The organism is Kosakonia sp. (assembly GCF_032104925.1).
Classification (GTDB): domain Bacteria; phylum Pseudomonadota; class Gammaproteobacteria; order Enterobacterales; family Enterobacteriaceae; genus Kosakonia.
On sequence record NZ_DAMCGF010000001.1, the window covers coordinates 502,534 to 523,734 of the forward strand.

Below are 21,201 nucleotides of genomic sequence, written 5' to 3' on the forward strand. Positions count from 1 at the left end.
GTCACCACGGCGTTACCCGTGCATCACCACACTTTGCTCAACGGAAATCCGCGGCATGCGTGTTTTCGCAGAGGGCGCAGACATATCAGCATAGCCAAACGAGATGCCGAACAGCAGCCGATAATCAGCGGAAACACCGAGTTCTTCGCGGATCATATCGGCGTGAAAACCCAGTAAAGTCTGCGGAATTCCGGCAAAACCACGCGCCGTCAATGACAGCAAAAAGCTCTGCGCATACATGCCAATGTCGGAGGCAACGCGGATGTTGTCGCCAAAAGATGGCATAAACAGAAAAGCGGCGTGTGGCGCGTTAAAAAATTGATAATTTCGCAGATAAGCCTCTTTGCGCTGTGCTTTATCTTCACGCGCCACGCCTATCGCCTCGTAATAAATCCGCGCTTGCTCATGAGCGCGCTCAACATAGTCGCCATGAAAATCATCATAAGAAAAGGTGAAATCCGGCGTCTGGTGCCCTTGCAGATCGTTTTCCGTCATCCTTTTTCCAAGACGATTTTTCGTTTCACCGGAAACCACATGCACATGCCACGGCTGGGTGTTGCAGTTAGACGGGGAATATTGCGCATCCTGCAACACGTCCCGAATTTGCTCGTCCGTTAACGGGGTTGGTAAAAATGCGCGGGCGGAAAAACGCTGGCGGACGGTTTCATCGAAGGCTTTCACTACAGTGCTCATGATTCTTCTCCGTATTAATTGTTCGCGTAGCTTAACGATGAAACCTGTTCGCAAAAACACTACAATGCGCCATGGACCTTTGCGGATTACGCACAGATGAATAAGCTCAGTCAAATTAGCGCCCGCTCAATGCAGCTGTTTCTCGCCATTGTTCGCGAGGGAAATTTTTCCGAAGTCGCACGCAATGAAGGTCTGGCGGCCTCATCGCTGTCGCGCGTGGTTCAGCAACTGGAGCAGGCGCTGGAAACCCAGTTGTTGTACCGCAACACGCGCGCGGTGATTGCCACTGAGGCGGGTCATATCTATGCCGACACGTTTCGCGCCATGTTACAGCAGCTTGCGGACGCGCAAACGCAGGTGGACGAGCGTCGCGATGAGCCTGGCGGACGCATTCGCATTAATGCGCCGATCTCGTTTGGCCTGCGCCATATTGGCCCCAAAATCAGCGAACTGAGCGAGCGCTATCCGCGTCTGCATATCGAACTGAACCTGAACGATGACTATATCGACCCGTTTGCCGACGGTACGGATCTGCTGCTGCGTATCGCGGCGCTGCAGGATTCTGAGTTGCACGGTCGGCTGATTGCGCATCAGCAGTGCCATTTGGTGGCGACCCCCGCCTACGTGCGCCGTTATGGTCAACCCAACACGCCAGAGGAGTTGCAGTCGCACCGGTTACTGGCGTATCGCGGGAAAAGTGGTTTGCAGCGCTGGCGTTTTCAGCGGGAGGAGAAATATGTCCAGTTTTCGCCGCAGGCCAAAATCGTTTCCGATAACGCGGAATTGCTGTTACAGGCCGCACTGAGTGATGCGGGAATATTACTTTTCCCGGACTGGCAAGTGGGTGAAATGTTGAATCGCAACGAGCTTGTAGCGCTCATGCCCGATTTCACCGCCAGTTATTCGGCAACGCCGCAGTCGCTGTGGTTGCTCTATCCTGGCGGGAAATACCCGTCGCTTAACACCCGCACGGTAATCGACTTTTTACTGGCGAGTTTCGGTTCACCGCCCTACTGGCGCTATCTTCCACCGCGCCGCCAGGAATAATCCCGAAGGCGTAACGCTCCATAATCCCTTCACTTTTTTATCGTCAAATCGTCGCCACGCAACAGAACGAGTAAGGATGAAAAAGATGAAAAAGAGTGCACTGGTATCTGCCATTCTGGCGGTGAGCTTCTCTTCGATGGCGTTTGCAGACGAACGTCCGCCGCTACCGCCGGAACAGTACCAAAATGGCCCGCAGCATAACGGTGATAAAAAACCGTCGCACGATGCGCCGCCGCCGAAACATAAGCAAGATAAGCCGCCGCGCCCGGATGACAAACACCGCGACAAACACAACGGTAAGAAACCACCGCTGCCGGAAGAAAGTCGTCCGGGTGACGGCCGCTAATCCAGCCCGCAATGCAAACAGGCCTTTCGTGATGGCGAAAGGCCTGTTTTTTTATCTGGCAGATACGGTTTTAACGTCGCTTGCTCAGGAGATTACGATCCCATCGCTTTGGATAACCACGACTTGCAGATGCCACGGCGTAAATTCCACGGTTTCGCCGGTTTATCCTGGTAGCGGTCATACACTTTATCCAGATCGTCCTGGCTGGTGATATTCAAATCCGCCGGAATTTCGACCGCGCCGCGGGAGCTGATTGCCACATAGTGTTTTCCTTTTTCAAGGAAAAATGCGGTCTCATGGATCCACATCCTGCCGCTTGAATTATCCTGAACGATTAATGTCCAGTATTGATCGCCTTTCAGACGGCTGGTAAAAAGCCGGTCAACAACGCCTTCCAGCATATTATTGCTGATGTAAATCATCTCGGCGGAATTAAAGCAGTCGCCCTCTTTGTTATAACGCTGGAAATAAAAAAGCCCCTGATGAGCCTTATTCGCCTGGGTGTAGACCACTGTCGCGTCGCTACCGGTATAGGCCTGATAACGCTGCGTTCCGAGCGGGCCAGGCGTACAGGCAGACAATAAAAAAGCACCAGCAACAAGCAAGGCGCTTAACGTAAATTTACGCATTTCCTCTCCGTGAATATCATCAATAAGCCATTTCTTATTATTTTCGCCCGGCTAGATTAACGTATTACGGTTATTAACGCATGCTTGTTATTAGCGCAGCGGGATAATTTATAGCTATTCAGAAGAATTGTTTTAGGGACAGTAAAAAAACAGGGTGGCATTGCGCCACCCTTTGTTTATTTGCGTTTTGGCAACGTTTTTACTAAGTCATCGGCGCTTATCGACGCCACTACGCTGCCCGGCAGGGGCATTTTCAGGATATGGTTCTTAATTTTGCCAATCACATGCATTTCACACGGACGGCAGTCAAACTTCAGCGTCAGCACTTCGTCGCCATGCACCAGTTGCATCGGCGTCGCGCGCCAGCTTTTGATGTTGCCTTTCGCCTGTTTCGGGCACAGGTTGAAGGCGAAGCGCAAACAGTGTTTGGTGATCATCACCGGCACATCGCCCTTCTCTTCATGTGCTTCGAAGGCGGCATCAATCAGCTGCACACCGTAGCGGTGATAAAATTCACGCGCTTTATGGTTATAGACGTTTGCCAGGAACGACAAGTGTGTTTCCGGATAAATCGGCGCGGGTGTCGCCACCGGTTTGCGGCTGCCGCGCTGGTAATTCGCCAGCCGAGCCTCTTCCAGCATCTCTACCGTTTCGCGACGCAGCTGGTTGAGCAGACTGTTGGGCACAAACAGCGCACCCGGCAGATTCACGGTGATCGCCTGTGCGTAATACCGGGTTTGCCCCAGTTTCGCCAGCCCGTCTTTCAGGCTTTCCAGCGCTTTTTGCGCATTATTGGCTTCGTCAAACTGCCCGTCCAGCGTGTGCGTCACGCTGACGCCATCTTCGCTGGTCAACGTCAGCACCAGTTGCTCCTGCCAGCCGCCCAGCTCAATATCCACGCCGATGCGACGCTCGCTGGAGGTTTTCAGTAATGCCTGCTGCCAGTTATGGTCAAGGTTACGGTTCAGCGCGTGGTGCGGGCGCAGTGTTCGCAGCGCGTCCGGCATTTCGTTCGGGAATACGCGGTAGCGGTTCTCGCCCGTTTTCTCGGCGACGTTGACACGAAAACCCACCACTTCACGCTTCACCAGCACGTTCAGGCCATCACCGTTGGCCAGCGGTTCGGTCACTTCAACATCGAGATGATCTTTCGCCACTTTCAGCACTTCACCGACCGGCAGGCCGATAAATTTCGGGGAATCAAACGCGCCGATATCAATTTTGCGCGCATTGACAAAATAATCGGTGCTGCCGCGATGGAAGGTTTTGTCCGTCGAGGGAATAAAGAAATGTTCGGTACGTCCGGCGGACGCACGCGCCAGGTCGCCGCGATCTTCGATAATGGCGTCCAGCATCTGGCGATAATGCGCGGTGATGTTCTTCACGTAGCTCATATCTTTGTAGCGCCCTTCAATTTTGAAGGAGCGCACACCGGCATCGATCAGCGCCGCCAGGTTGGCAGTCTGATCGTTATCTTTCATCGACAACAGGTGTTTTTCATAAGCCACCACGCGGCCCTGATCGTCTTTCAGCGTATAGGGCAAGCGGCACGCCTGAGAGCAGTCGCCGCGGTTGGCGCTGCGCCCGGTCTGCGCATGAGAGATATTGCACTGTCCGGAGTACGCCACGCACAGCGCGCCGTGGATAAAGAACTCAATGGTGGCGTCGGTCGCGTTATGAATGGCGCGGATCTGCTCCAGGTTCAGCTCACGCGCCAGCACAATCTGGCTAAAACCGACATCGGAGAGGAATTTGGCTTTTTCCACGCTGCGAATGTCGCACTGCGTACTGGCGTGCAGCTCAATCGGCGGGATATCCAGCTCAAGTACGCCCATATCCTGCACGATCAGCGCATCGACACCGGCCTGGTACAGGTCATGGATCAGGCTCTGCGCCGGTTCCAGCTCGTCATCATGAAGGATCGTGTTCAGGGTGATAAACACTTTCGCGCCGTAGCGATGCGCGAACGGCACCAGTTCGGCGATATCGCGCAGGCTGTTACCGGCGTTGTGGCGCGCGCCAAAGCCAGGGCCGCCAATGTAGACCGCGTCAGCGCCATGAAGGATCGCTTCACGGGCGATGGCGGTGTCGCGGGCCGGGCTTAACAGTTCAAGATGATGGGGGTGCAGGCGCATACAATCGTCGTTATCCATTATGTACAAAATGGCGGCTATTGTAGTCACAACCGGGGCGTTTCACCACCTGCCGCAGGGGGAATTTGCGTCTGTCGGCAATGCAATGTCGAAATTGCTATTTCCGCTGCGTTTCATGCGGCGATAGAGTGGTGGCTCGGACATTCCTCGTCACGTTTTATCCACCGTACTGCCGGTTGCAGGTGAGGCTGAACTTTCCTGCAGCCCGAAGTATCGCGGGTCAACGTTGTCATGTTATTTATCGTCGTCGTTTTTAGCCGCAGGCGTGCTTGCGGCTTTTTCTTTTGGATAATGAATCAACGAGTGGAAATGCACGGTGTGTGCGGAACTGTTGCGATAGGCATGGGCCTCATCGCCCGCAAAGCGCACACCCATTCCGCTGGTAAATGTTTTCCACTGCCCGCCGAGACATAAATCCAGCGCACCATTGATGACAATCACATGCTCAATCACCCCGCTTTCGTGCGGCGTCGATTCACTTATCGCCCCTGGCGCCAGTGCAATTGAAAAGAGATCAAAGTGCAGCTTTTCATCCCACGGGAAAATGGGCGTGATTACCATCGCCTGCTGTTCAGGATCGTAGGCGTGCGGGGTATCGCTCTCCGGCGGCGCAATAAAGGTAGAAAACGGCACGTTCAGGCCGGTGGCGATTTTCCAGAGTGTGGCCACTGTCGGGCTTGATTCATTACGCTCAATTTGCCCGAGCATCGCTTTGGAAACGCCCGTTTCTTCTGCCAGCCTGGAAAGGCTCCAGCCACGGCCCTGACGGAGAAGTTTTAAGGTGCTTGCCAGGTAGTCTGCGATGTTCATTACGCCTCCGGGAAGAAAAATCCGGGGCAGTATAGCGCAGCGTTTCTTTTTTAGAGAGCGAAACTATAACCACGCTAAATACCTTATTGCACTGCCAGCTTGTGCGCTATAACGGCCAGTGATATTTTATGCGGATGCTATAACGCACAAGGATTACTTCATGTCGCACGCCACCTTTACTCGCGCGTCTGCCCTGCCTTTTTCCAGCCTGCTGGCTGGCTTTGTCGCGGTGCTGGTCGGTTATGCCAGCTCCGCCGCCATTATCTGGCAAGCGGCATCGGCGGCGGGCGCAACTGCCACGCAAATCGCCGGCTGGATGACCGCGCTCGGTCTGGGTATGGGCATCAGCACGCTGGTGTTAAGTCTTTGGTATCGCATGCCGGTGCTTACGGCCTGGTCAACACCAGGCGCCGCGCTGCTGGCGACCAGCTTACAAGGGGTTTCACTGAATGAAGTGGTGGGCGTATTTATCTTTGCCAATGCATTAATTGTCCTGTGTGGCATTACCGGGCTGTTCGCCAGGCTGATGAAAATCATTCCCCACACGCTGGCCGCGGCCATGCTGGCGGGCATTTTGCTGCGCTTCGGTTTGCAGGCGTTTAGCAATATTCAGGGGCATTTCGTCTTGTGTGGCAGCATGCTGCTGGCCTGGCTTATCTGCAAAGCGCTGGTACCGCGCTATGCCATTGTCGCCACACTTCTGGTCGGGGGGCTGGTGGCGTGGCTAAGCGGTGACGTTGTCACGCAAAAAATCACTATCGCGGTCGTTGCCCCGACTTATATCGCGCCGGAATTCCACTGGTCCTCGCTGGTGAGCATCGGTATACCCTTCTTTCTGGTGACAATGGCCTCACAGAATGCGCCCGGTTTTGCCACGATGCAGGCGGCGGGATACCACGTGCCGGTTTCACCGTTGATTATTTTTACCGGCGCGCTGGCACTGCTGTTCTCGCCGTTTGGTGTCTATTCCATCTGTATTGCCGCCATCACGGCGGCGATTTGCCAGAGCCCGGATGCTCACCCGCAGGCGGAAAAACGCTGGCTGGCCGCGGCGGCAGCCGGGGTGTTTTACCTGCTAGCCGGTCTGTTTGGCGGCTCGATAACCTCGCTGCTCACCGCCTTGCCATTAAGCTGGATCCAGACGCTGGCAGGGCTGGCACTGCTGGGCACGATGAGCGGCAGCCTGCACCAGGCGCTGATCACCGAACGCGATCGCGATGCCGCGATGGTCACCTTTCTGGTTACCGCAAGCGGCGTCACGCTGCTGGGGATTGGTTCTGCATTCTGGGGCTTAGCGATCGGCGGGATCTGCTACAGCGCATTACGCTTAGCGCGACGCGCGTAACTGCGAGGGCGTAATGCCCTTCGCCGCTTTGAAGCGGTTACTGAAGTGGCTGGCCGAGTTAAAACCGCAGGCCAGCGCAATGGTGGTCAGCGGCTGATCGCTATGAAGCAACAGATCTTTCGCCCGCGCCATGCGCCGTTGCATCACGAACTGGTGCGGCGCCACGCCCATTGACTGGCGGAACATGCGGGCAAAATGGTATTCGCTCAGCGCTGCCTGCGCGGCCAGATCCGCCAGCAGCAGCGGTTCTGCCAGATGCGCATCGATATACTCCAGCACCGTGCGAAGCACCACGGGCGCTAAGCCGCCCGTTACGGTCGGCAGTTGCCACTGCACGTTGCTGTAGTGCTGCACCAGGTGCGTCAGTAACAGCGTCGATGCGGTACTCAGCGTTAACTGGTTGGCGTTTTGCTGCCAGTCGCAACCGAGCAAAAACTGGCGATAAAGCGCGGTGATACGCGCATCCTGGGAGAATGTTTTCTCATCCAGCGTGAACGATGCCGGGCTGCGATCCCACACCTGCTCACCCACTTCACGCAGATGCTCATCGGTGCAGTAAAGGTGGACAAAGGACAACGTATCGCGGATATCCCACACCGATTCGCTCTCTTTCGGCATCAGGCAAAAGCGATCCGGCCCGCCGCCATTTTTCCAGCCGTAGGCGGTTTTGTGATAGCTCTCATAGCCGTCGGCAACGTACAAACTCAGGGTATGGTGATTGCAATATTGGGTGATGTTGTCGCGTTTGTTCGACCAGGCCGCCAGTTGAATGCCAGAGTGCAGCGCCACCGAGTTGTGCAATACGGCGTTGTGTTTACTCAAGTTTTCAAAGGCTTCGTAGTGTTCAGACATTCACGGAAATTATCATAAATTCACCAGAACTCCAGTCTATGAATAGCTGGCGGCGGATACCAGCGTTGTGTAAAGAAAAGCGCAAGAATATGCAAGTCCGGCGCAAACCGGTGCAATCGCCTGCGTTGCGGTTTTGCCACACTCAGCATTCGTTTTACGCACTGGAACTCAATATGAACGCATTGCTGTACGGTTTGGTGGTGGTTATCTGGGGGACAACCTGGATTGCGATTTTTCTACAACAAGGGCCGGTCGCCGCGCCGGTGTCGATCTTCTGGCGCTTTGCACTGGCCACAGTAGCAATGATGCTGGTACTGCTGGCGCAGCGTAAGTTGCGCGCCCTGCCGCTGCGCGATCATCTGTTTTGCCTGCTCCAGGGCTGCTGCGTGTTTGGTTTTAACTTCTGGTGCTTCTATACCGCTGCGGCGTGGATCAGCACCGGGCTGGAGTCGGTGATCTTCTCGATGGCGGTCTTATTTAACGCGGTAAACAGCTATCTCTTTTTTGGTCAAAAGCCCCCGGCGCGCTTTTTTGTCGCGGCGCTCCTCGGCCTGACGGGGATTGTGACGCTGTTCTGGGAGGATCTGGTCACCAGCGGCTGGAGCATAACGTTACTGATGGGGATTGGCCTGTCGGCGCTGGGCACGCTGGGTTTCTCGTTTGGCAATATGATAAGCCTCCGCCATCAGCGCAAAGGGCTGGAAACCATCACCACCAACAGTTGGGCGATGCTTTACGGGACGTTAATTATGGGAGCGATTGGCCTGCTGCGCGGTGACGATTTCACCCCGCAATGGACGGCCAGTTACCTCGGCGCGCTGGTCTACCTGGCGCTGTTCGGATCGGTGATTGGCTTTGGCGCGTATTTTACGCTGGTCGGGCGCATTGGCCCCAGCAAAGCGGCTTACAGCACCCTGCTGTTTCCGCTGGTTGCGCTGACGGTTTCGACGTTTTTCGAGGGCTATATCTGGCATTTCAATGGCGTTGCCGGGTTACTGCTGATCCTTACCGGCAATCTGGTGATGTTTGCCCGCCCGGAAACGTGGCTGGGCGGGCGCGGAACACGGCGAAAAGCTAACGCTTGCTGATATCAAACATCGTCGCGTCGGTCGCCATATCGTCAATAACTTGTTTCAGAGAGTCGACGGTGACCGGCGCATTTTCGTTATTCACATCTTTCCCTTGTCCCTGGCGCACCACTTTCAGCACCGGCGCATTGGTCTGCGCATCAATTAGCTCGCCTTCAAAATAGAGGTGCGTGTTCATCGTGCGATGACCGGTTGCCATCTGCGTTCCCGCCACGACCATGGCCACCGGCACCACTTCATAGAACTGCAACCCCTGTTTGCTGGCGTCCACGCCGGTTATCGCCCCGCGGAAAATCAGGCTGTGCTGGCCTGGCGATGTCACCAGCGGTTTACGCGCGGCGGCGGCAGCTTTCAACTTGCTGTTGGTGTAGTTGAGAACGCCATCCAGCACCTGTTGATTTACCTGGCTGGTAGGTTTCGCCAGCGGATAATAGACCACCGGGTGATAGACAATACTGTCGTATTTCGCCGGATCAAAACCCGGGGCCACCCAGCGAAGTACCGGTTTACCGGTGGCGGAAGTGGTTTCCTGCAGCCCTGAATAATCTTTTAGAAACCCGGAGTATTTTTCCGGTTGCGTCACTTTTGACGCGCAGCCTGATAACGCCAGCAGGCCGGAAAAGACGGCAACGCTAACCAATGCATGAGTACGCATGAGGATGTCCCTGTGAGTGCGGAATTGCTCTTAAGGTATAGCAAACGCAGCGGCGTTTTGTGGGGGAAAAACGGCAGCGTTGACAACGCCGATACCCTCATGGTTAACGCGCAGAGAAATGGACAAGCAAACCGCTAACGTACAGGGTTCGCTCGCCCATTGATGGCTATTTCTTCAGATCTACTTGCCAGAAAATATGTTTGCCAAACGGGTCGATTTCGTAGCCCTGCACCTCTTTGCGTACCGGTTCGAAAATCGTTGAGTGGGCAATCATCACCGCCGGCATTTGATCATGCATCATCTGCTGCGCCTCTTTATACAGCGCGACGCGTTTTTCATGATCGGTCGTGGCTTTCGCTTCGGCGATAATTTTGTCAAATGGCGCGTAGCACCATTTCGCCGAGTTAGAGCCGCCATTGGCAGAAGTACAGGTAAACAGCGGGCCAAAGAAGTTATCCGGATCGCCGGTGGCGGTAGTCCAGCCCATCAAGGCTGCCTGGTGTTCGCCACCCTTCACCCGTTTCAGGTATTCGCCCCACTCGTAAGTGACGATTTTGGTCTGCACGCCCACTTTCGCCCAGTCCGCCTGGATCATCTCGGCCATCCGTTTGGCGTTCGGGTTATAGGGGCGTTGCACCGGCATGGCCCATAAATCGATGGTTGTTCCCGGCGCAAATCCGGCCTCTTTCAGCAGCGCTTTGGCTTTTTCCGGATCGTAGTCGTAATCCTTCAGTTCGCTATCCGCGCTCCAGACGCCCGGCGGCAGCAGGTTTTTCGCTGCGGTGCCCGTTCCCTGGAACACGGCCTGAATGATCGCCGGTTTGTTGATCGCCATCGCCAGCGCCTGGCGCACTTTGACATTATCCAGCGGCGCTTTTTGTGTATTGAACGACAGGAACCCGGTGTTCAACCCGGCTTTGCTCATCAGCGTGATGTCTTTATTCTCTTTCAGGCGCGGTAAATCGGCCGGATTGGGGAATGGCATGACCTGGCACTCGTTCTTCTCCAGTTTTGCCACCCGCACGGACGCATCCGGCGTGATGCTGAAGACCAGACGATCAATTTTGGCTTTGCCCTGCCAGTAGCCGTCGAACGCGGTAAACAGAATGCGCGAATCTTTCTGGTACTGCGCCAGGCGGAACGGACCGGTGCCAATCGGATCCATATCGACACGTTCCGGGGTTCCTGCCTTTAACATCGCATCGGCGTATTCCGCTGAGAGGATCGACGCAAAATACCAGCCAAGATCGGCGACAAACGGCGCTTCCGGGTGCGCCAGCGTAAAGCGCACCGTATGGTCGTCGAGTTTATCAATCGCGGTGATCAGCGAACCGAACTCCAGGCTTTCAAAGTTCGAGTAAGTGCCGTTAGAGACATTGTGATAGGGATTACTGGCGTCTTTTTGCCGCATAAACGAGAAGATCACATCATCGGCATTGAAGTCGCGCGTTGGCGTGAAGTATTTATTGCTCTGGAATTTCACCCCCTTGCGCAGATGGAAGGTGTAAATCTTGCCGTCTTCACTGACATCCCAGCTTTCTGCGAGGCTGGGTTGCAGTTGCGTGGTGCCCACTTTGAAATCCACCAGCCGGTTATAGACCGGCACCGCGCTGGCATCCACGCTGGTGCCCGAGGTATAGATTTGTGGGTTGAAGTTTTCCGGCGAGCCTTCCGAGCAATAGACCAGCGTTTTCGCCGCCACAGAAGAACTCACTATCATCGCGGCCAACGCCAGAGCAAGTGTTGTCGGTTTGCTAATCATAGTTTTTCCTGTTGTTTTATTGTAAAGGCTTGTTGTTTGCCCTCTCATAAATAACATTAAAGTGAATTTGCAAACACCTGATAATTCGAATAAAGAAGGAATCACTATGACGTCGTCGCTCTCCAGTCAATTAACGCATCGCTTCTTTCGCTATCTCAGCATCACCAGCCAAAGTGATCCGGCGGCCACCACTTTACCCACCACCGTCGGGCAGTTTGATATGGCGCGTGAACTGGCTAATGAGTTGAAAACACTGGGTCTTGAAGAGATCATTATTGACGATCACGCGACCGTCACCGCCGTCAAAAAAGGCAATGTTCCCGGTGCGCCGCGCATTGGTTTTATCACCCATATCGACACCGTGGACGTCGGTTTATCCCCGCATATTCATCCGCAGATCCTGCGCTTTGAGGGGCAAGATCTCTGCCTGAACCGCGCGCAGGATATCTGGCTGCGCGTTGATGAGCATCCGGAGATCCTCGCTTATCCGAATGAGGAGATAATCTTCAGTGACGGCACCAGCGTACTCGGTGCGGATAACAAAGCCGCGGTTACCGTGGTGATGACGCTGCTGGAAAACCTGACGCCAGAACAGCGTCACGGCGATATCGTGGTGGCCTTTGTACCCGATGAAGAAGTGGGCCTGCGTGGCGCGAAGGCGCTGGATTTAGCGCGTTTTGATGTTGATTTTGCCTGGACAATCGACTGCTGCGAACTGGGCGAAATCGTTTACGAGAACTTTAACGCCGCCAGCGCGCAAATTCAGTTTACCGGGGTGACCGCGCACCCGATGTCGGCGAAAGGCGTGCTGGTGAACCCGCTGTTAATGGCAATGGATTACATCAGCCACTTTGATCGTCAACAAACGCCGGAGCACACGGAAGGACGCGAAGGTTATATCTGGTTTAACGGTATCAATGCCGTGCAGAGCTACGCGACGCTGAACGCCAACATTCGTGATTTCGACAGCGAGCGTTTTGCTAAACGCAAGCAGCAAGTCGCCGATGTTGCGGCAAAAATTGCGGCTCAGTATCCCACCGCGAAAGTGGAGTACAGCATCAGCGATACCTACAGCAATATCAGCAACGCGATTGGCGAAGATCGCCGGGCGATTGATTTACTGTTCACAGCCATGGAATCACTGGGTATCACGCCAAAACCGACGCCGATGCGCGGCGGCACCGACGGTGCGGCGCTTTCTGCTAAAGGTTTGCTGACGCCAAATTTCTTCACCGGTGCGCATAACTTCCACTCGCGTTTTGAGTTCCTGCCGCTACGCGCTTTCGAAGCCTCTTATAACGTTGCGCTGCAGCTCTGCCTGCTGGCGGCGCGTTAAAACAGACCGGGGATGGCGTCGGAACGGCGTTCACCCCGTAATGATAGTCCGATCTAACCTGCCGGATGGCCTTGTAATCCGGCATTTGCTACCCATGCGATGACAATTCATCACTGTAATCCTTCAACCCTTTGCAGGAGGCATTTACCCGGCGAATAGCGGGAAGTGGCGCAGTAGAGATTGAAAGAGAAATACGGAGGGCTGGCAGTAAAAAAACCGGAGGCCGGCTTCCGGCGCTTTTACTGCCGCAGCAGGATAAGTTACGCGGATTTGCGTGCCAGCATCGTGGCGAAACGTAATTTGATGCGGTTACCGTTGGCATCGGTGCGGTGAAGTTCACCCACCTCTTCGTTGTATTTCAGCAGTTCCCAACCGGCGTAGTAATCGCGCAACTCCCCCTCTTTAAAAGCAAACGGGAAGCCGACCGTGCACGGGAAATCTGCCGTGTCCATTGCCGCGACAATCAGGTTATAGCCGCCGGGTTTGGTGCAGCGCTGCATATTGGCAATCAGCCCTGGGATGGTTTTCGCTTCCAGAAACATCAGCACTACGGTCGAGAGAATAAAATCGTACTCGCCGTCAAAACTGAGATGGTTGAGATCAACCGCCTCAATATGTAAGTTTTCCAGCCCTTCTGTTTCACGAATATTTTGTAAGTTGCTCAGACTGTTCGGGTTTTTATCCCACGCGGTGACATCAAAACCCCGGTTGGCGAGAAACAGACTGTTGCGTCCATTACCGCAGCCGAGATCCAGCGCTTTACCCGGCTGGACATAATTCATGGCGTTAAGCACTTCCGAATGGGTCGGGGTCATGCTGTATTTTTCAGTAAAGTAGTTATCAGTGCGGGTGGTCATGCTGTTCCTCAATACGTCGCGAATTTATAAGTTGCATTTTTTGTGCATTTTATTGGTTTCGCTGGCGGATAGCCAGCGGCGTAAAATTTGCTACGTTTAACTCAGGCAGATGGGGGAAATGTAGCATGAATAAGTATCGGCTCAGTGATGAGCAACGGACAATGCATTACCAGATTGGCGGCGAGAAGCGATCCGTCGCCCTGCGCCAGATTATTGCCCTGCGCGATTTCAACGATGTTGTGGCGGGCAGCGCCGGTGGCTGGGTCGATAATGAAAACGTGCTCGATCAGCAAGGAAACTGCTGGATTTACGATGAAAACAGCATGGTTTTTCTTGGCAGCGCAGTGCGTGGCAATGCGCGGATCACCCAGCCGTGCGTGATTTGCCACGATGTCATGATTGCGGACAACGCCTGGGTTGACGGCAGTGAGATAAGCCACGGCGCGCAATTAAGTGACAACGTCACCGTTCAGGCCTCTACGGTGCGCGGTGGATGTCATTTACGCGGCGATGCGCGCATTCTCAGCGGCTGCGACATCATTGCCGCGAAAGGTTTAACGCTGGATAACGAACAAATTTTACAGATTTACGATCGCGCCACCGTCAGCCATTCGCGCGTGGTGCATCAGGCGCAAATTTATGGCGATGCCATCGTCAATTACGCCTTTATTGAACACCGCGCCGAAGTCTTTGATTTCGCCCTGCTCGAAGGCAACGAGCTCAATGATGTCTGGGTGTGCGACTGCGCCAAAGTGTATGGCTCCGCACGCGTGGTCGCCGGGACGCTTGACGATGAGATCCCGACCATTCGCTACAGCTCGCAGGTAGCCGAAAACGCCGTCGTTGAAGGCAACTGTATTTTAAAACACCACGTGCTGGTAGGCGGTCGCGCCTGGCTACGCGGCGGGCCATTGCAGCTGGATGAAAAAGTGGTGATTCAGGGCAATGCGCGCATTCACGGCAATGTGCTGATCGAGCATCAGATCGAAATTTACGGCGATGCGGTCGTCGAGGCGCAGGAAGGCGAAAGCATTCTGTTACGCGGGCCGAAAGTGATTAATGACACGCAGCACATTACCCGCACGCCGCTGGTTGGCTCTTTGTAAGGCGCTTGTCTGTTATCAAAGCCGACGTCGTTTATCCGCGACTTTTCATATTGTTGCAGGTGGTTTATGAGGCACCCGGCGGAGAAAACGCCCCCCCCTGACCTGTTCACTTTCCTCCTGCCAGGCTGCGGGATTTTCGCTTCAACAACCTATGCGCAGTTTTTGTAAACCGTAGCGGCCGTCACCCGGCTGGCTGCAAAGACGGCACCTTTGCCACTCGCTTTGCGACGAGTCATCCCTGATAACACCGGGCCTGCAACGAACACTCTGTTGCAGGCTTTTTTCATAAAAAATTTTTTTCTTTCGTGTGGAATAAACCCGCCGTTGCTTCGTCTTATCCGCTCATGATTAGCAGGTGAGCGACTATGACAAACACTCCTTTTACGACCGGCCAGATCCTTGCACGCCTTGCGGCAATCGCATTTGTTCCGCTGGTGTTGATTGTGCTGTTCCTGTGGGGCGGAGGCTGGTTAACTCCTGCGCGCCTGAGCGCAGATAAACTGGTTAATGTCTTACAACAAGCGGGCGGCGAGCATCCGGGCTATCGGCGAAATCACGCCAAAGGGCTCTGCGTTACGGGCCGTTTTATCTCTAACGGTAATGCCAGCACGCTATCGCGCGCCTCGGTATTTGCTGTCGGAGAAACGCCAGTAACCGGGCGTTTTGCCATCGCCGGAGGAAACCCCGCCGCGCCGGATTATGCTGTGCCTGTGCGCAGCCTGGCGCTGGCGTTTCAGTTAGCAAACGGTGAACAGTGGCGCACCGGCATGAACGCAATGCCCTTCTTCCCGGTCTCCACCGTTGAGCAATTCTATGAATTACAGGTTGCCTCGCTGCCCGATGCGGCAACCGGCAAACCGGATGCCGGGAAATTCAAAGCCTTCGTGCAAAACAACCCGGAGGTCGCGCCGTTTCTGGCATGGGCAAAACAGAATGTGCCTTCGTCGAGCTGGGCCAGCGATCGGTTTAACAGCCTGAACGCATTCCGGTTTATGGATAAAGCAGATGTCGCGCATCTGGTGCGCTGGAGCATGGTGCCACACACCGATTATCAGCCCATCAGCGCCGACGAAAAACGTGATAATAATTTCCTGCAAACGGATCTCAAACAGCGTCTGGCGCAGGGGCCACTGAAATGGGATCTGCTGATCACCGTCGCCCAGCCGGGGGATGATGGCAGCAATGCGGCGAAAGTCTGGCCGGCCGACCGGCAAACCATCAACGCCGGAACGCTGGTTCTCACCCGGGCAACCGAACAGCAATACGGGCCATGCAATGACATCAATTACGATCCGCTGATCCTGCCGGACGGCATTGCCGCCTCCGACGATCCGTTACTCAATGCGCGTTCTGCGGCTTATGCTAAATCTTACAATGCGCGCACCCGTGAACAATCCGCCCAGGCTGGAGCTCATTTATGAAACAGGTTGCCTATTTCCACCCGGCGCTGCGCGTGCTGCACTGGTTAATGGCGGCGGCGATCATCGCGATGCTGTTTATTGGCGTCGTGATGGTTTCCACCGTCTCATCCCTGCACAGTCTACTGGTGTCGATCCATAAGCCACTGGGTTTAATGATTTTTGTGCTGGTGCTGGTTCGTCTGTGGCTGCGGTTTTATACTGCCACGCCGGCGTTACCGGCGACGCTTGCGGGCTGGCAACGCGCCATGGCGCATCTTTCACACTGGGCGCTCTATGCCATGATGCTTGCGCAACCGCTGATTGGCTGGGGAATGCTCTCGGCAGCGGGCTATCCGGTGACTGTCGCCGGTTGGGTGTTGCCGCCCGTCCTGCCGGTGAATAATGATACTTACGCGCTACTGCAGCCACTGCATTCCCTGGTGGCGCTGGCGCTGTTCGCAACGGTGATGCTGCATCTGGCCGCCGCACTGTTTCATGCCCTCGTGCTCCGCGATGGCGTTTTTGAAAGTATGACGGGAACCCGCAAGCGATGAAGGCAAGCTATGCAACTGACTGATGATGAGATTCGTCAGGTGATGCCACATTTGCAACGCTTTGCGCTGTGGCTAACCCGCAACCCGCACAGCGCGGAAGATTTGGTGCAAAGCTGCCTGATGAAAGCGCTGACGCGTAGCCCAAATAGTGATGGCGAACGGAGCCTGCGCGCCTGGCTGTTCGCCATTCTTTACCGTCAATTTATTGACGGCGAGCGGCGTAAGCGGCGGTATATGAAAATCCTCGCCTTTTTCACCGGCGAGGAGGCCACCGGCGCGTCAACCGAATCACTGGCCATGGCGGATGATACGCTGGCGGTGTTCGCCACGCTGCCGACCGATTATCGTGCCATTCTGTTGCTGGTGAGCATTGAAGGGCTGAGTTATAAAGAAGTCGCCCAAACGCTCGATATCCCGACCGGCACCGTGATGTCGCGCCTGTCGCGCGCACGTAAATTGCTACATGAGAAATTAGACGGTACGGCAGCACCGCTGCCGCTGAGGAGACTGAAATGACGTTGCCACCGGATGAACACGATCTGCATGCCTGGATGGATGGCGAAACCGATGAGGCGACCTCAGCGCGTATCGAGCGCTATCTGGCAGAAAACCCCGATGCCGCCGCGCAGGTTGCAGGCTGGCGGCGTGACGCGCAGCAACTCCGCCAGGCCATGAGCCAGCAAACTATCGCCCTGGAAAAACCGGAGCCATACTATTTACGCCGCCAGGTACGCCAGCAGCGACAGTGGAAACTGGCCACCGCGTTCGCGCTGGTACTGGCGTTAAGCGTGGGCGGTTATACGGGCTGGGAGCTGAAAGAGTCGCAGATGTTAATGACTCATCAGCCGATGGAGGACGCGGTTCAGGCTTATAAACTTTTTGATAATGCCGCCGTCACGCCAATGGATGTGGTGGCAAGCCAGCAAACCGAACTCACCCGCTGGGTCGCCCGGTATTTTATTAACGGTAACCAGCCGCCGAATCTCGAACAGTATGGTTTCACCTTATCCGGTGCGCGGCTTATCGCCACCGCGCAAGGCCCGGCGGCGCTGATTATGTATCAGGACAGGAACGGAACGCGGGTCGGCTGGTATATCCGCCCGTTAAGCCCGGTCAAACTCCCTCACGGGGAACGCGAGGCCGAAGATGTGATGGCCCAGTACTGGAGTGATGATCACTACAACTACGCGCTGGTCACACCGATGAACTCATCGGCGGTAAACGGCCTGCGCAAAGCGGTGTCGCAGGCCACCAGTTAGCGCGATCAGGCCTTATCGACGATCTTCGCCCAGATATTCTGATCGTCGTAGCTGCCGTTGAGAAATTCTGCCTGTTTAAGGCAGCCTTCGAGCGTAAAGCCGTTGCGCCCGGCAACCTGATTGCTGGCATGATTCGCCACCCGGCATTTGATGACAAAGCGGCGGATATCGCCGCGGCGGGCATAAAAATCGATCATTGCCTGCATGGCCTGAGACAATATCCCCTGCCGCTGGCACTCCTCATCCAGCCAGTAGCCGATATAAGCCGTTTTGTTTAACGGCTCAATCGCGTTAAACGCCAGCACGCCCACCAGCACATCGTCGCGCACAATCATGAACATTTTGGCGTAGCCGCGCTGGTGCAACAGTATATTGCTCTGCACGGTTTTACGGGTGTCATCAACGGACGTGACCGACTGCGGCCAGTTGAGAAACTGCTGTAGCCAGTCGCGGTTTTTGACAATTAACTGGTGCAGATCGTGCACAAACCGCTCGTCGGCGGCATGCAGCGTGAGATGGTCATTCACCGGTATAACGGTATCGTCCATTGCGGCTCCATAAAGCATTCGCCCCCTGACGGGGGCGAAGTGGATTTAGCGCATGACGCGGTCATCAACGTAGTTACGTTTGTCCGGCGCGGGCGGGAAGTATTGATAAAGCCAGGTTTCGCTGATGGCGTCACCCTGGCAGCGCAGGAACAGACGCATGTCTACCGGATCGGTGGAATCATTGGTCGGATACCAGTCGAACAGAATGCGATAACCGTCAAACGGTTCGACATAGAGGATCTCAACCTGTTTCGCTTCCCCGTTTGAAAGCGTGATCACCGGTTCAATGCCTTTCGGCGCGGCCGCTTTCAGGTCACCGCCAACAAAATCAATGGCGAAACGACGCGCCCATTTATCCGGATAGTGTTCGCCCGGTGCCCAGCCTTCCGGGAAGCCGCCCATGCCGGTACGGGTGGCGTAAACGCGGGCCAGCGGAGAACGCACCGGCGGCATCGCACTCCAGTACAAGCGGTACTGGAAGGCAAAATCATCGCCCGCTTTGACCGGTTTTTCCGGCTGCCAGAAGCAGACAATGTTATCCAGCGTTTCGCCGGTGGTCGGGATCTCCATCAGGCTGACCGCCCCTTTGCCCCACTTGTTACGCGGCTCCACCCACAGACTCGGGCGTTTGTTGTACCAGCCCATCACATCCTGGTAGTGGGAGAAATCACGATCGAGTTGCAGCAGGCCGAACCCTTTCGGGTTTTCATCCTGATAAGCGTTGAACTGCAATTTTTGCGGGTTGTTCAGCGGGCGGCAGATCCACTCGCCGTTCCCGCGCCACATCGCCAGACGATCGGAGTCGTGGATTTGCGGATGAATGGTATCGCAGACGCGGCGCTCGTTATTACCGCAGCTGAACATACTGGTCATCGGCGCGATACCCAGTTGCTTAATATCTTTGCGCGCATACAGGCGGTTATCGACATCCATGATCACCTGGCTCTCTTCGCAGTGGATCACGAACTTATACGCGCCGGTAATACTCGGGCTGTCTAGCAACGCATAAACGGTAAAGGTGGTGTCGGCGGGTTTTGCCGTCTCAAACCAGAAGGCGGTGAAATCCGGGAACTCTTCCGGCGTATCGGTAAAGGTATCAATCGCCACGCCGCGTGCGGAAAGACCATACTGGAAGGTGCTGTCTACCGCGCGGAAATAACTTGCGCCAAGGAACGAGACGATATCGCGGCGCGCCAGTTCAGGCGCTTTAAACGCGCGGAAACCGGCGAAACCGAGATCGCTTTGCCCTTCCAGCTGTTTGGTATCGACGCCCGCGTCGTGGTAGTTAAACAGCTCCGGGCGGAAGTGAATTTCACGCGCCTGGTGCGTCTCCTGATCGAGGGAGAACATGCGAACGCGGCGGCGAAACCCCATGCCGACGTGGAAAAACTGCACGTCCAGCAGGCGGCCATCAACGTTGTTCCACAGCGAGTGCTGCGCATCGTACTGAATGCTGTTGTAAGCCTGCGGCGTCAGGTTCGCCAGCGTATTGGGGAGCGCTTTTGGCGCGCCGCCCCACTGCTGTTGCGCCAGATCGTGCGCCATGGACTGCAGCACGGAGAAATCAAAACGGCGGCTCTGGCCATCGGCGATGTCCGTTTCCGCCGCGAACGCCGCGCGGGAAAAGAGCGATGCAACACCGGTGGTGCCGTAAGTTGCGGCAAGGGCCATGGATGCTTGAATAAATCGTCTGCGGTTCATGCCTGGTAACACGTCCTTCTGGTCGTCAAATGGCATTTCGCGATGGCGCGAAACAGCGGCAAAAGCGTTCATTAATGAACGCATCACTCTAGACAAAATTCATTGAGAATCCAATTGTTGGCTGCCGAATATATGAACGAAACATGAAATATTTTCTGTCGATAAGAGCAGCCCGAAAGCGGCGTAAAGATCTGTATAACGGTGGGCGTTTGCGGCGGAAATAAAAAAGCGCCTGCCGGACATCAACGGCAGGCGCCAGAGTGGTCATGCTTTATTGTGCGCTGACACTAACATCAATGCCGGGGAAGTACTTCTCCGCCAGTTTTTTGATGGTGCCATCAGCGCGGATTTTATCGATGGCGGCATCAAGTTGCTTTTTGGTGGCCTCATCACCTTTACGCAGCCCGAAACCGATACCACTGCCGAGGATCGTATCGTCCGATACCGGTTTGCCAATAAAGCCAAACCCTTTCCCCTGCGGCTTGCTGAGGAAACCTGCCTGCCCCGCCGCCGACATCACCAGTGAGGCGTCAATGCGGCCGTTCAGCAAATCTCCCCACGCCATATTCTGATCTTTATACGACACCACCGTGACACCGTGCTTTTCCCAGTGCTCTTTGGCGTAGGTTTCCTGAATTGATCCCTGCAACACGCCAATGGTTTTGCCTTTCAGCCCCTCGGCGGTCGCTTCCATGCCGTCGCCACTTTTGCCGACCAGTTGTGATGGAATGCGATAAATCGGCTGGGTGAAATCGATGCTTTTACGCCGCTGTTCGGTAATGTTCATCGCCGAGTTGATGGCATCAAATTTCTTGGCAGTCAGCCCTGGGATCAAGGCGTCAAACGAGGTTTCCACCCAGCTACATTTCAGTTGCGCCGCTTTGCAGACAGCGTTCCCCAGTTCGATATCAAAACCTTCCAGTTCGCCTGACGCGTTGCGGCTTTCAAACGGGGGATATTCCGCTTCCACGCCGTAACGCAGCGCGTTTTCGGCAAACGAGGAGAATGAGCAGAGCAAACCCATGCCCAGACAGAGTGCTTTAAATTTCATCATTAACGC

At 55.2% G+C, this 21,201-nt stretch carries 21 protein-coding genes; 10 read left to right on the forward strand and 11 right to left on the reverse strand.

The window, feature by feature from the left end; genetic code table 11:
- Positions 1–12: 12 nt before the first annotated feature.
- Positions 13–693 (reverse strand): nitroreductase, encoded by a 681-nt coding sequence (locus RT644_RS02375; RefSeq protein ID WP_313625423.1) that lies wholly within the window; start codon positions 691–693, stop codon positions 13–15.
- A 96-nt stretch (positions 694–789) separates the two neighbouring features.
- Here RT644_RS02375 and RT644_RS02380 point away from each other — a divergent pair, with 96 nt between their 5' ends.
- Positions 790–1,740, forward strand: a complete 951-nt coding sequence (locus RT644_RS02380) for a LysR family transcriptional regulator (RefSeq protein WP_313625425.1) — start codon at positions 790–792, stop codon at positions 1,738–1,740.
- 85 nt (positions 1,741–1,825) lie between these two features.
- Positions 1,826–2,086: a hypothetical protein gene (locus RT644_RS02385; protein WP_160270164.1), complete on the forward strand. Its 261-nt coding sequence runs from the start codon at positions 1,826–1,828 to the stop codon at positions 2,084–2,086.
- A gap of 92 nt (positions 2,087–2,178) precedes the next feature.
- Here the strand turns inward: RT644_RS02385 and RT644_RS02390 are convergent, their stop codons facing one another.
- From RT644_RS02390 to RT644_RS02400, 3 genes are all read right to left on the reverse strand, one after another.
- Positions 2,179–2,715 (reverse strand): hypothetical protein, encoded by a 537-nt coding sequence (locus tag RT644_RS02390; RefSeq protein ID WP_016495976.1) that lies wholly within the window; start codon positions 2,713–2,715, stop codon positions 2,179–2,181.
- 176 nt (positions 2,716–2,891) lie between these two features.
- The gene (locus RT644_RS02395) at positions 2,892–4,850 is read right to left on the reverse strand and encodes a peptidase U32 family protein (protein ID WP_097406678.1); all 1,959 of its coding nucleotides are present in this window, start codon (positions 4,848–4,850) and stop codon (positions 2,892–2,894) included.
- A 252-nt stretch (positions 4,851–5,102) separates the two neighbouring features.
- Complete coding sequence (locus tag RT644_RS02400; protein WP_016495974.1) at positions 5,103–5,678, reverse strand: helix-turn-helix domain-containing protein; 576 nt, start codon at positions 5,676–5,678, stop codon at positions 5,103–5,105.
- A 160-nt stretch (positions 5,679–5,838) separates the two neighbouring features.
- Between RT644_RS02400 and RT644_RS02405 the strand changes: the two genes are divergently transcribed.
- Complete coding sequence (locus tag RT644_RS02405) at positions 5,839–7,023, forward strand: benzoate/H(+) symporter BenE family transporter (protein ID WP_016495973.1); 1,185 nt, start codon at positions 5,839–5,841, stop codon at positions 7,021–7,023.
- On the opposite strand, the gene RT644_RS02410 is transcribed toward RT644_RS02405, so the two are convergent.
- Positions 7,006–7,875, reverse strand: coding sequence for a helix-turn-helix transcriptional regulator (locus RT644_RS02410; RefSeq protein ID WP_045508204.1), 870 nt, complete (start codon positions 7,873–7,875; stop codon positions 7,006–7,008). The genes RT644_RS02405 and RT644_RS02410 overlap by 18 nt on opposite strands.
- 173 nt (positions 7,876–8,048) lie before the next feature.
- Between RT644_RS02410 and RT644_RS02415 the strand changes: the two genes are divergently transcribed.
- Positions 8,049–8,963 (forward strand): DMT family transporter, encoded by a 915-nt coding sequence (locus RT644_RS02415; RefSeq protein ID WP_097406676.1) that lies wholly within the window; start codon positions 8,049–8,051, stop codon positions 8,961–8,963.
- Here RT644_RS02415 and RT644_RS02420 read toward each other — a convergent pair.
- Both RT644_RS02420 and RT644_RS02425 read right to left on the reverse strand, forming a co-directional pair.
- On the reverse strand, positions 8,950–9,618 hold the full coding sequence (locus RT644_RS02420; protein WP_016495970.1) for a DUF3313 domain-containing protein: 669 nt from the start codon (positions 9,616–9,618) through the stop codon (positions 8,950–8,952). The two genes, RT644_RS02415 and RT644_RS02420, sit on opposite strands and share 14 nt — an antisense overlap.
- Positions 9,619–9,784: 166 nt before the next feature.
- The gene (locus RT644_RS02425) at positions 9,785–11,380 is read right to left on the reverse strand and encodes an ABC transporter substrate-binding protein (RefSeq protein ID WP_313625437.1); all 1,596 of its coding nucleotides are present in this window, start codon (positions 11,378–11,380) and stop codon (positions 9,785–9,787) included.
- A 106-nt stretch (positions 11,381–11,486) separates the two neighbouring features.
- Between RT644_RS02425 and pepT the strand changes: the two genes are divergently transcribed.
- Positions 11,487–12,716, forward strand: coding sequence for a peptidase T (gene pepT / locus RT644_RS02430; RefSeq protein ID WP_313625439.1), 1,230 nt, complete (start codon positions 11,487–11,489; stop codon positions 12,714–12,716).
- A gap of 260 nt (positions 12,717–12,976) precedes the next feature.
- Here the strand turns inward: pepT and tehB are convergent, their stop codons facing one another.
- A complete protein-coding gene (tehB, locus tag RT644_RS02435) occupies positions 12,977–13,573 on the reverse strand; it encodes a tellurite resistance methyltransferase TehB (protein ID WP_097406674.1) in 597 nt (198 codons plus the stop codon).
- A 125-nt stretch (positions 13,574–13,698) separates the two neighbouring features.
- On the opposite strand from tehB, the gene ydcK reads away from it, so the two are divergent.
- The 5 genes from ydcK (at position 13,699) to RT644_RS02460 (ending at position 17,892) form a co-directional block, all read left to right on the forward strand.
- On the forward strand, positions 13,699–14,679 hold the full coding sequence (ydcK, locus tag RT644_RS02440) for a YdcK family protein (RefSeq protein WP_313625441.1): 981 nt from the start codon (positions 13,699–13,701) through the stop codon (positions 14,677–14,679).
- Between the two features lie 365 nt (positions 14,680–15,044).
- Positions 15,045–16,100, forward strand: coding sequence for a catalase family peroxidase (locus RT644_RS02445; protein ID WP_313625443.1), 1,056 nt, complete (start codon positions 15,045–15,047; stop codon positions 16,098–16,100).
- Positions 16,097–16,633, forward strand: coding sequence for a cytochrome b (locus tag RT644_RS02450; protein WP_313625445.1), 537 nt, complete (start codon positions 16,097–16,099; stop codon positions 16,631–16,633). The genes RT644_RS02445 and RT644_RS02450 overlap by 4 nt, the downstream gene beginning before the upstream one ends.
- A gap of 9 nt (positions 16,634–16,642) precedes the next feature.
- Positions 16,643–17,149 (forward strand): RNA polymerase sigma factor, encoded by a 507-nt coding sequence (locus RT644_RS02455; RefSeq protein WP_016495963.1) that lies wholly within the window; start codon positions 16,643–16,645, stop codon positions 17,147–17,149.
- Positions 17,146–17,892, forward strand: coding sequence for an anti-sigma factor (locus tag RT644_RS02460; protein WP_313625447.1), 747 nt, complete (start codon positions 17,146–17,148; stop codon positions 17,890–17,892). Before RT644_RS02455 ends, RT644_RS02460 begins: the two co-directional genes overlap by 4 nt.
- A gap of 5 nt (positions 17,893–17,897) precedes the next feature.
- Here RT644_RS02460 and rimL read toward each other — a convergent pair whose 3' ends face one another.
- The 3 genes from rimL to RT644_RS02475 all read right to left on the reverse strand — a co-directional run bounded on the left by rimL (position 17,898) and on the right by RT644_RS02475 (position 21,192).
- Positions 17,898–18,440 (reverse strand): 50S ribosomal protein L7/L12-serine acetyltransferase, encoded by a 543-nt coding sequence (gene rimL, locus RT644_RS02465; protein WP_045508174.1) that lies wholly within the window; start codon positions 18,438–18,440, stop codon positions 17,898–17,900.
- 45 nt (positions 18,441–18,485) lie between these two features.
- Positions 18,486–20,141 (reverse strand): glucan biosynthesis protein D, encoded by a 1,656-nt coding sequence (locus RT644_RS02470; protein ID WP_044489646.1) that lies wholly within the window; start codon positions 20,139–20,141, stop codon positions 18,486–18,488.
- A 271-nt stretch (positions 20,142–20,412) separates the two neighbouring features.
- Positions 20,413–21,192 (reverse strand): ABC transporter substrate-binding protein, encoded by a 780-nt coding sequence (locus RT644_RS02475; RefSeq protein WP_097406822.1) that lies wholly within the window; start codon positions 21,190–21,192, stop codon positions 20,413–20,415.
- Positions 21,193–21,201: the final 9 nt, after the last annotated feature.

What these genes read in the sequence shown, in the direction of transcription:
- RT644_RS02405 (WP_016495973.1), top strand. Translation starts at nt 5,839, where the DNA reads ATGTCGCACGCCACCTTTACTCGCGCGTCTGCCCTGCCTTTTTCCAGC.
- RT644_RS02420 (WP_016495970.1), bottom strand. Translation starts at nt 9,618, where the DNA reads ATGCGTACTCATGCATTGGTTAGCGTTGCCGTCTTTTCCGGCCTGCTG.
- RT644_RS02455 (WP_016495963.1), top strand. Translation starts at nt 16,643, where the DNA reads ATGCAACTGACTGATGATGAGATTCGTCAGGTGATGCCACATTTGCAA.
- rimL (WP_045508174.1), bottom strand. Translation starts at nt 18,440, where the DNA reads ATGGACGATACCGTTATACCGGTGAATGACCATCTCACGCTGCATGCC.
- RT644_RS02450 (WP_313625445.1), top strand. Translation starts at nt 16,097, where the DNA reads ATGAAACAGGTTGCCTATTTCCACCCGGCGCTGCGCGTGCTGCACTGG.
- RT644_RS02445 (WP_313625443.1), top strand. Translation starts at nt 15,045, where the DNA reads ATGACAAACACTCCTTTTACGACCGGCCAGATCCTTGCACGCCTTGCG.
- RT644_RS02380 (WP_313625425.1), top strand. Translation starts at nt 790, where the DNA reads ATGAATAAGCTCAGTCAAATTAGCGCCCGCTCAATGCAGCTGTTTCTC.
- RT644_RS02395 (WP_097406678.1), bottom strand. Translation starts at nt 4,850, where the DNA reads ATGCGCCTGCACCCCCATCATCTTGAACTGTTAAGCCCGGCCCGCGAC.
- RT644_RS02415 (WP_097406676.1), top strand. Translation starts at nt 8,049, where the DNA reads ATGAACGCATTGCTGTACGGTTTGGTGGTGGTTATCTGGGGGACAACC.
- RT644_RS02400 (WP_016495974.1), bottom strand. Translation starts at nt 5,678, where the DNA reads ATGAACATCGCAGACTACCTGGCAAGCACCTTAAAACTTCTCCGTCAG.
- pepT (WP_313625439.1), top strand. Translation starts at nt 11,487, where the DNA reads ATGACGTCGTCGCTCTCCAGTCAATTAACGCATCGCTTCTTTCGCTAT.
- RT644_RS02460 (WP_313625447.1), top strand. Translation starts at nt 17,146, where the DNA reads ATGACGTTGCCACCGGATGAACACGATCTGCATGCCTGGATGGATGGC.
- ydcK (WP_313625441.1), top strand. Translation starts at nt 13,699, where the DNA reads ATGAATAAGTATCGGCTCAGTGATGAGCAACGGACAATGCATTACCAG.
- RT644_RS02470 (WP_044489646.1), bottom strand. Translation starts at nt 20,141, where the DNA reads ATGAACCGCAGACGATTTATTCAAGCATCCATGGCCCTTGCCGCAACT.
- RT644_RS02385 (WP_160270164.1), top strand. Translation starts at nt 1,826, where the DNA reads ATGAAAAAGAGTGCACTGGTATCTGCCATTCTGGCGGTGAGCTTCTCT.
- RT644_RS02425 (WP_313625437.1), bottom strand. Translation starts at nt 11,380, where the DNA reads ATGATTAGCAAACCGACAACACTTGCTCTGGCGTTGGCCGCGATGATA.
- RT644_RS02375 (WP_313625423.1), bottom strand. Translation starts at nt 693, where the DNA reads ATGAGCACTGTAGTGAAAGCCTTCGATGAAACCGTCCGCCAGCGTTTT.
- RT644_RS02390 (WP_016495976.1), bottom strand. Translation starts at nt 2,715, where the DNA reads ATGCGTAAATTTACGTTAAGCGCCTTGCTTGTTGCTGGTGCTTTTTTA.
- tehB (WP_097406674.1), bottom strand. Translation starts at nt 13,573, where the DNA reads ATGACCACCCGCACTGATAACTACTTTACTGAAAAATACAGCATGACC.
- RT644_RS02475 (WP_097406822.1), bottom strand. Translation starts at nt 21,192, where the DNA reads ATGAAATTTAAAGCACTCTGTCTGGGCATGGGTTTGCTCTGCTCATTC.
- RT644_RS02410 (WP_045508204.1), bottom strand. Translation starts at nt 7,875, where the DNA reads ATGTCTGAACACTACGAAGCCTTTGAAAACTTGAGTAAACACAACGCC.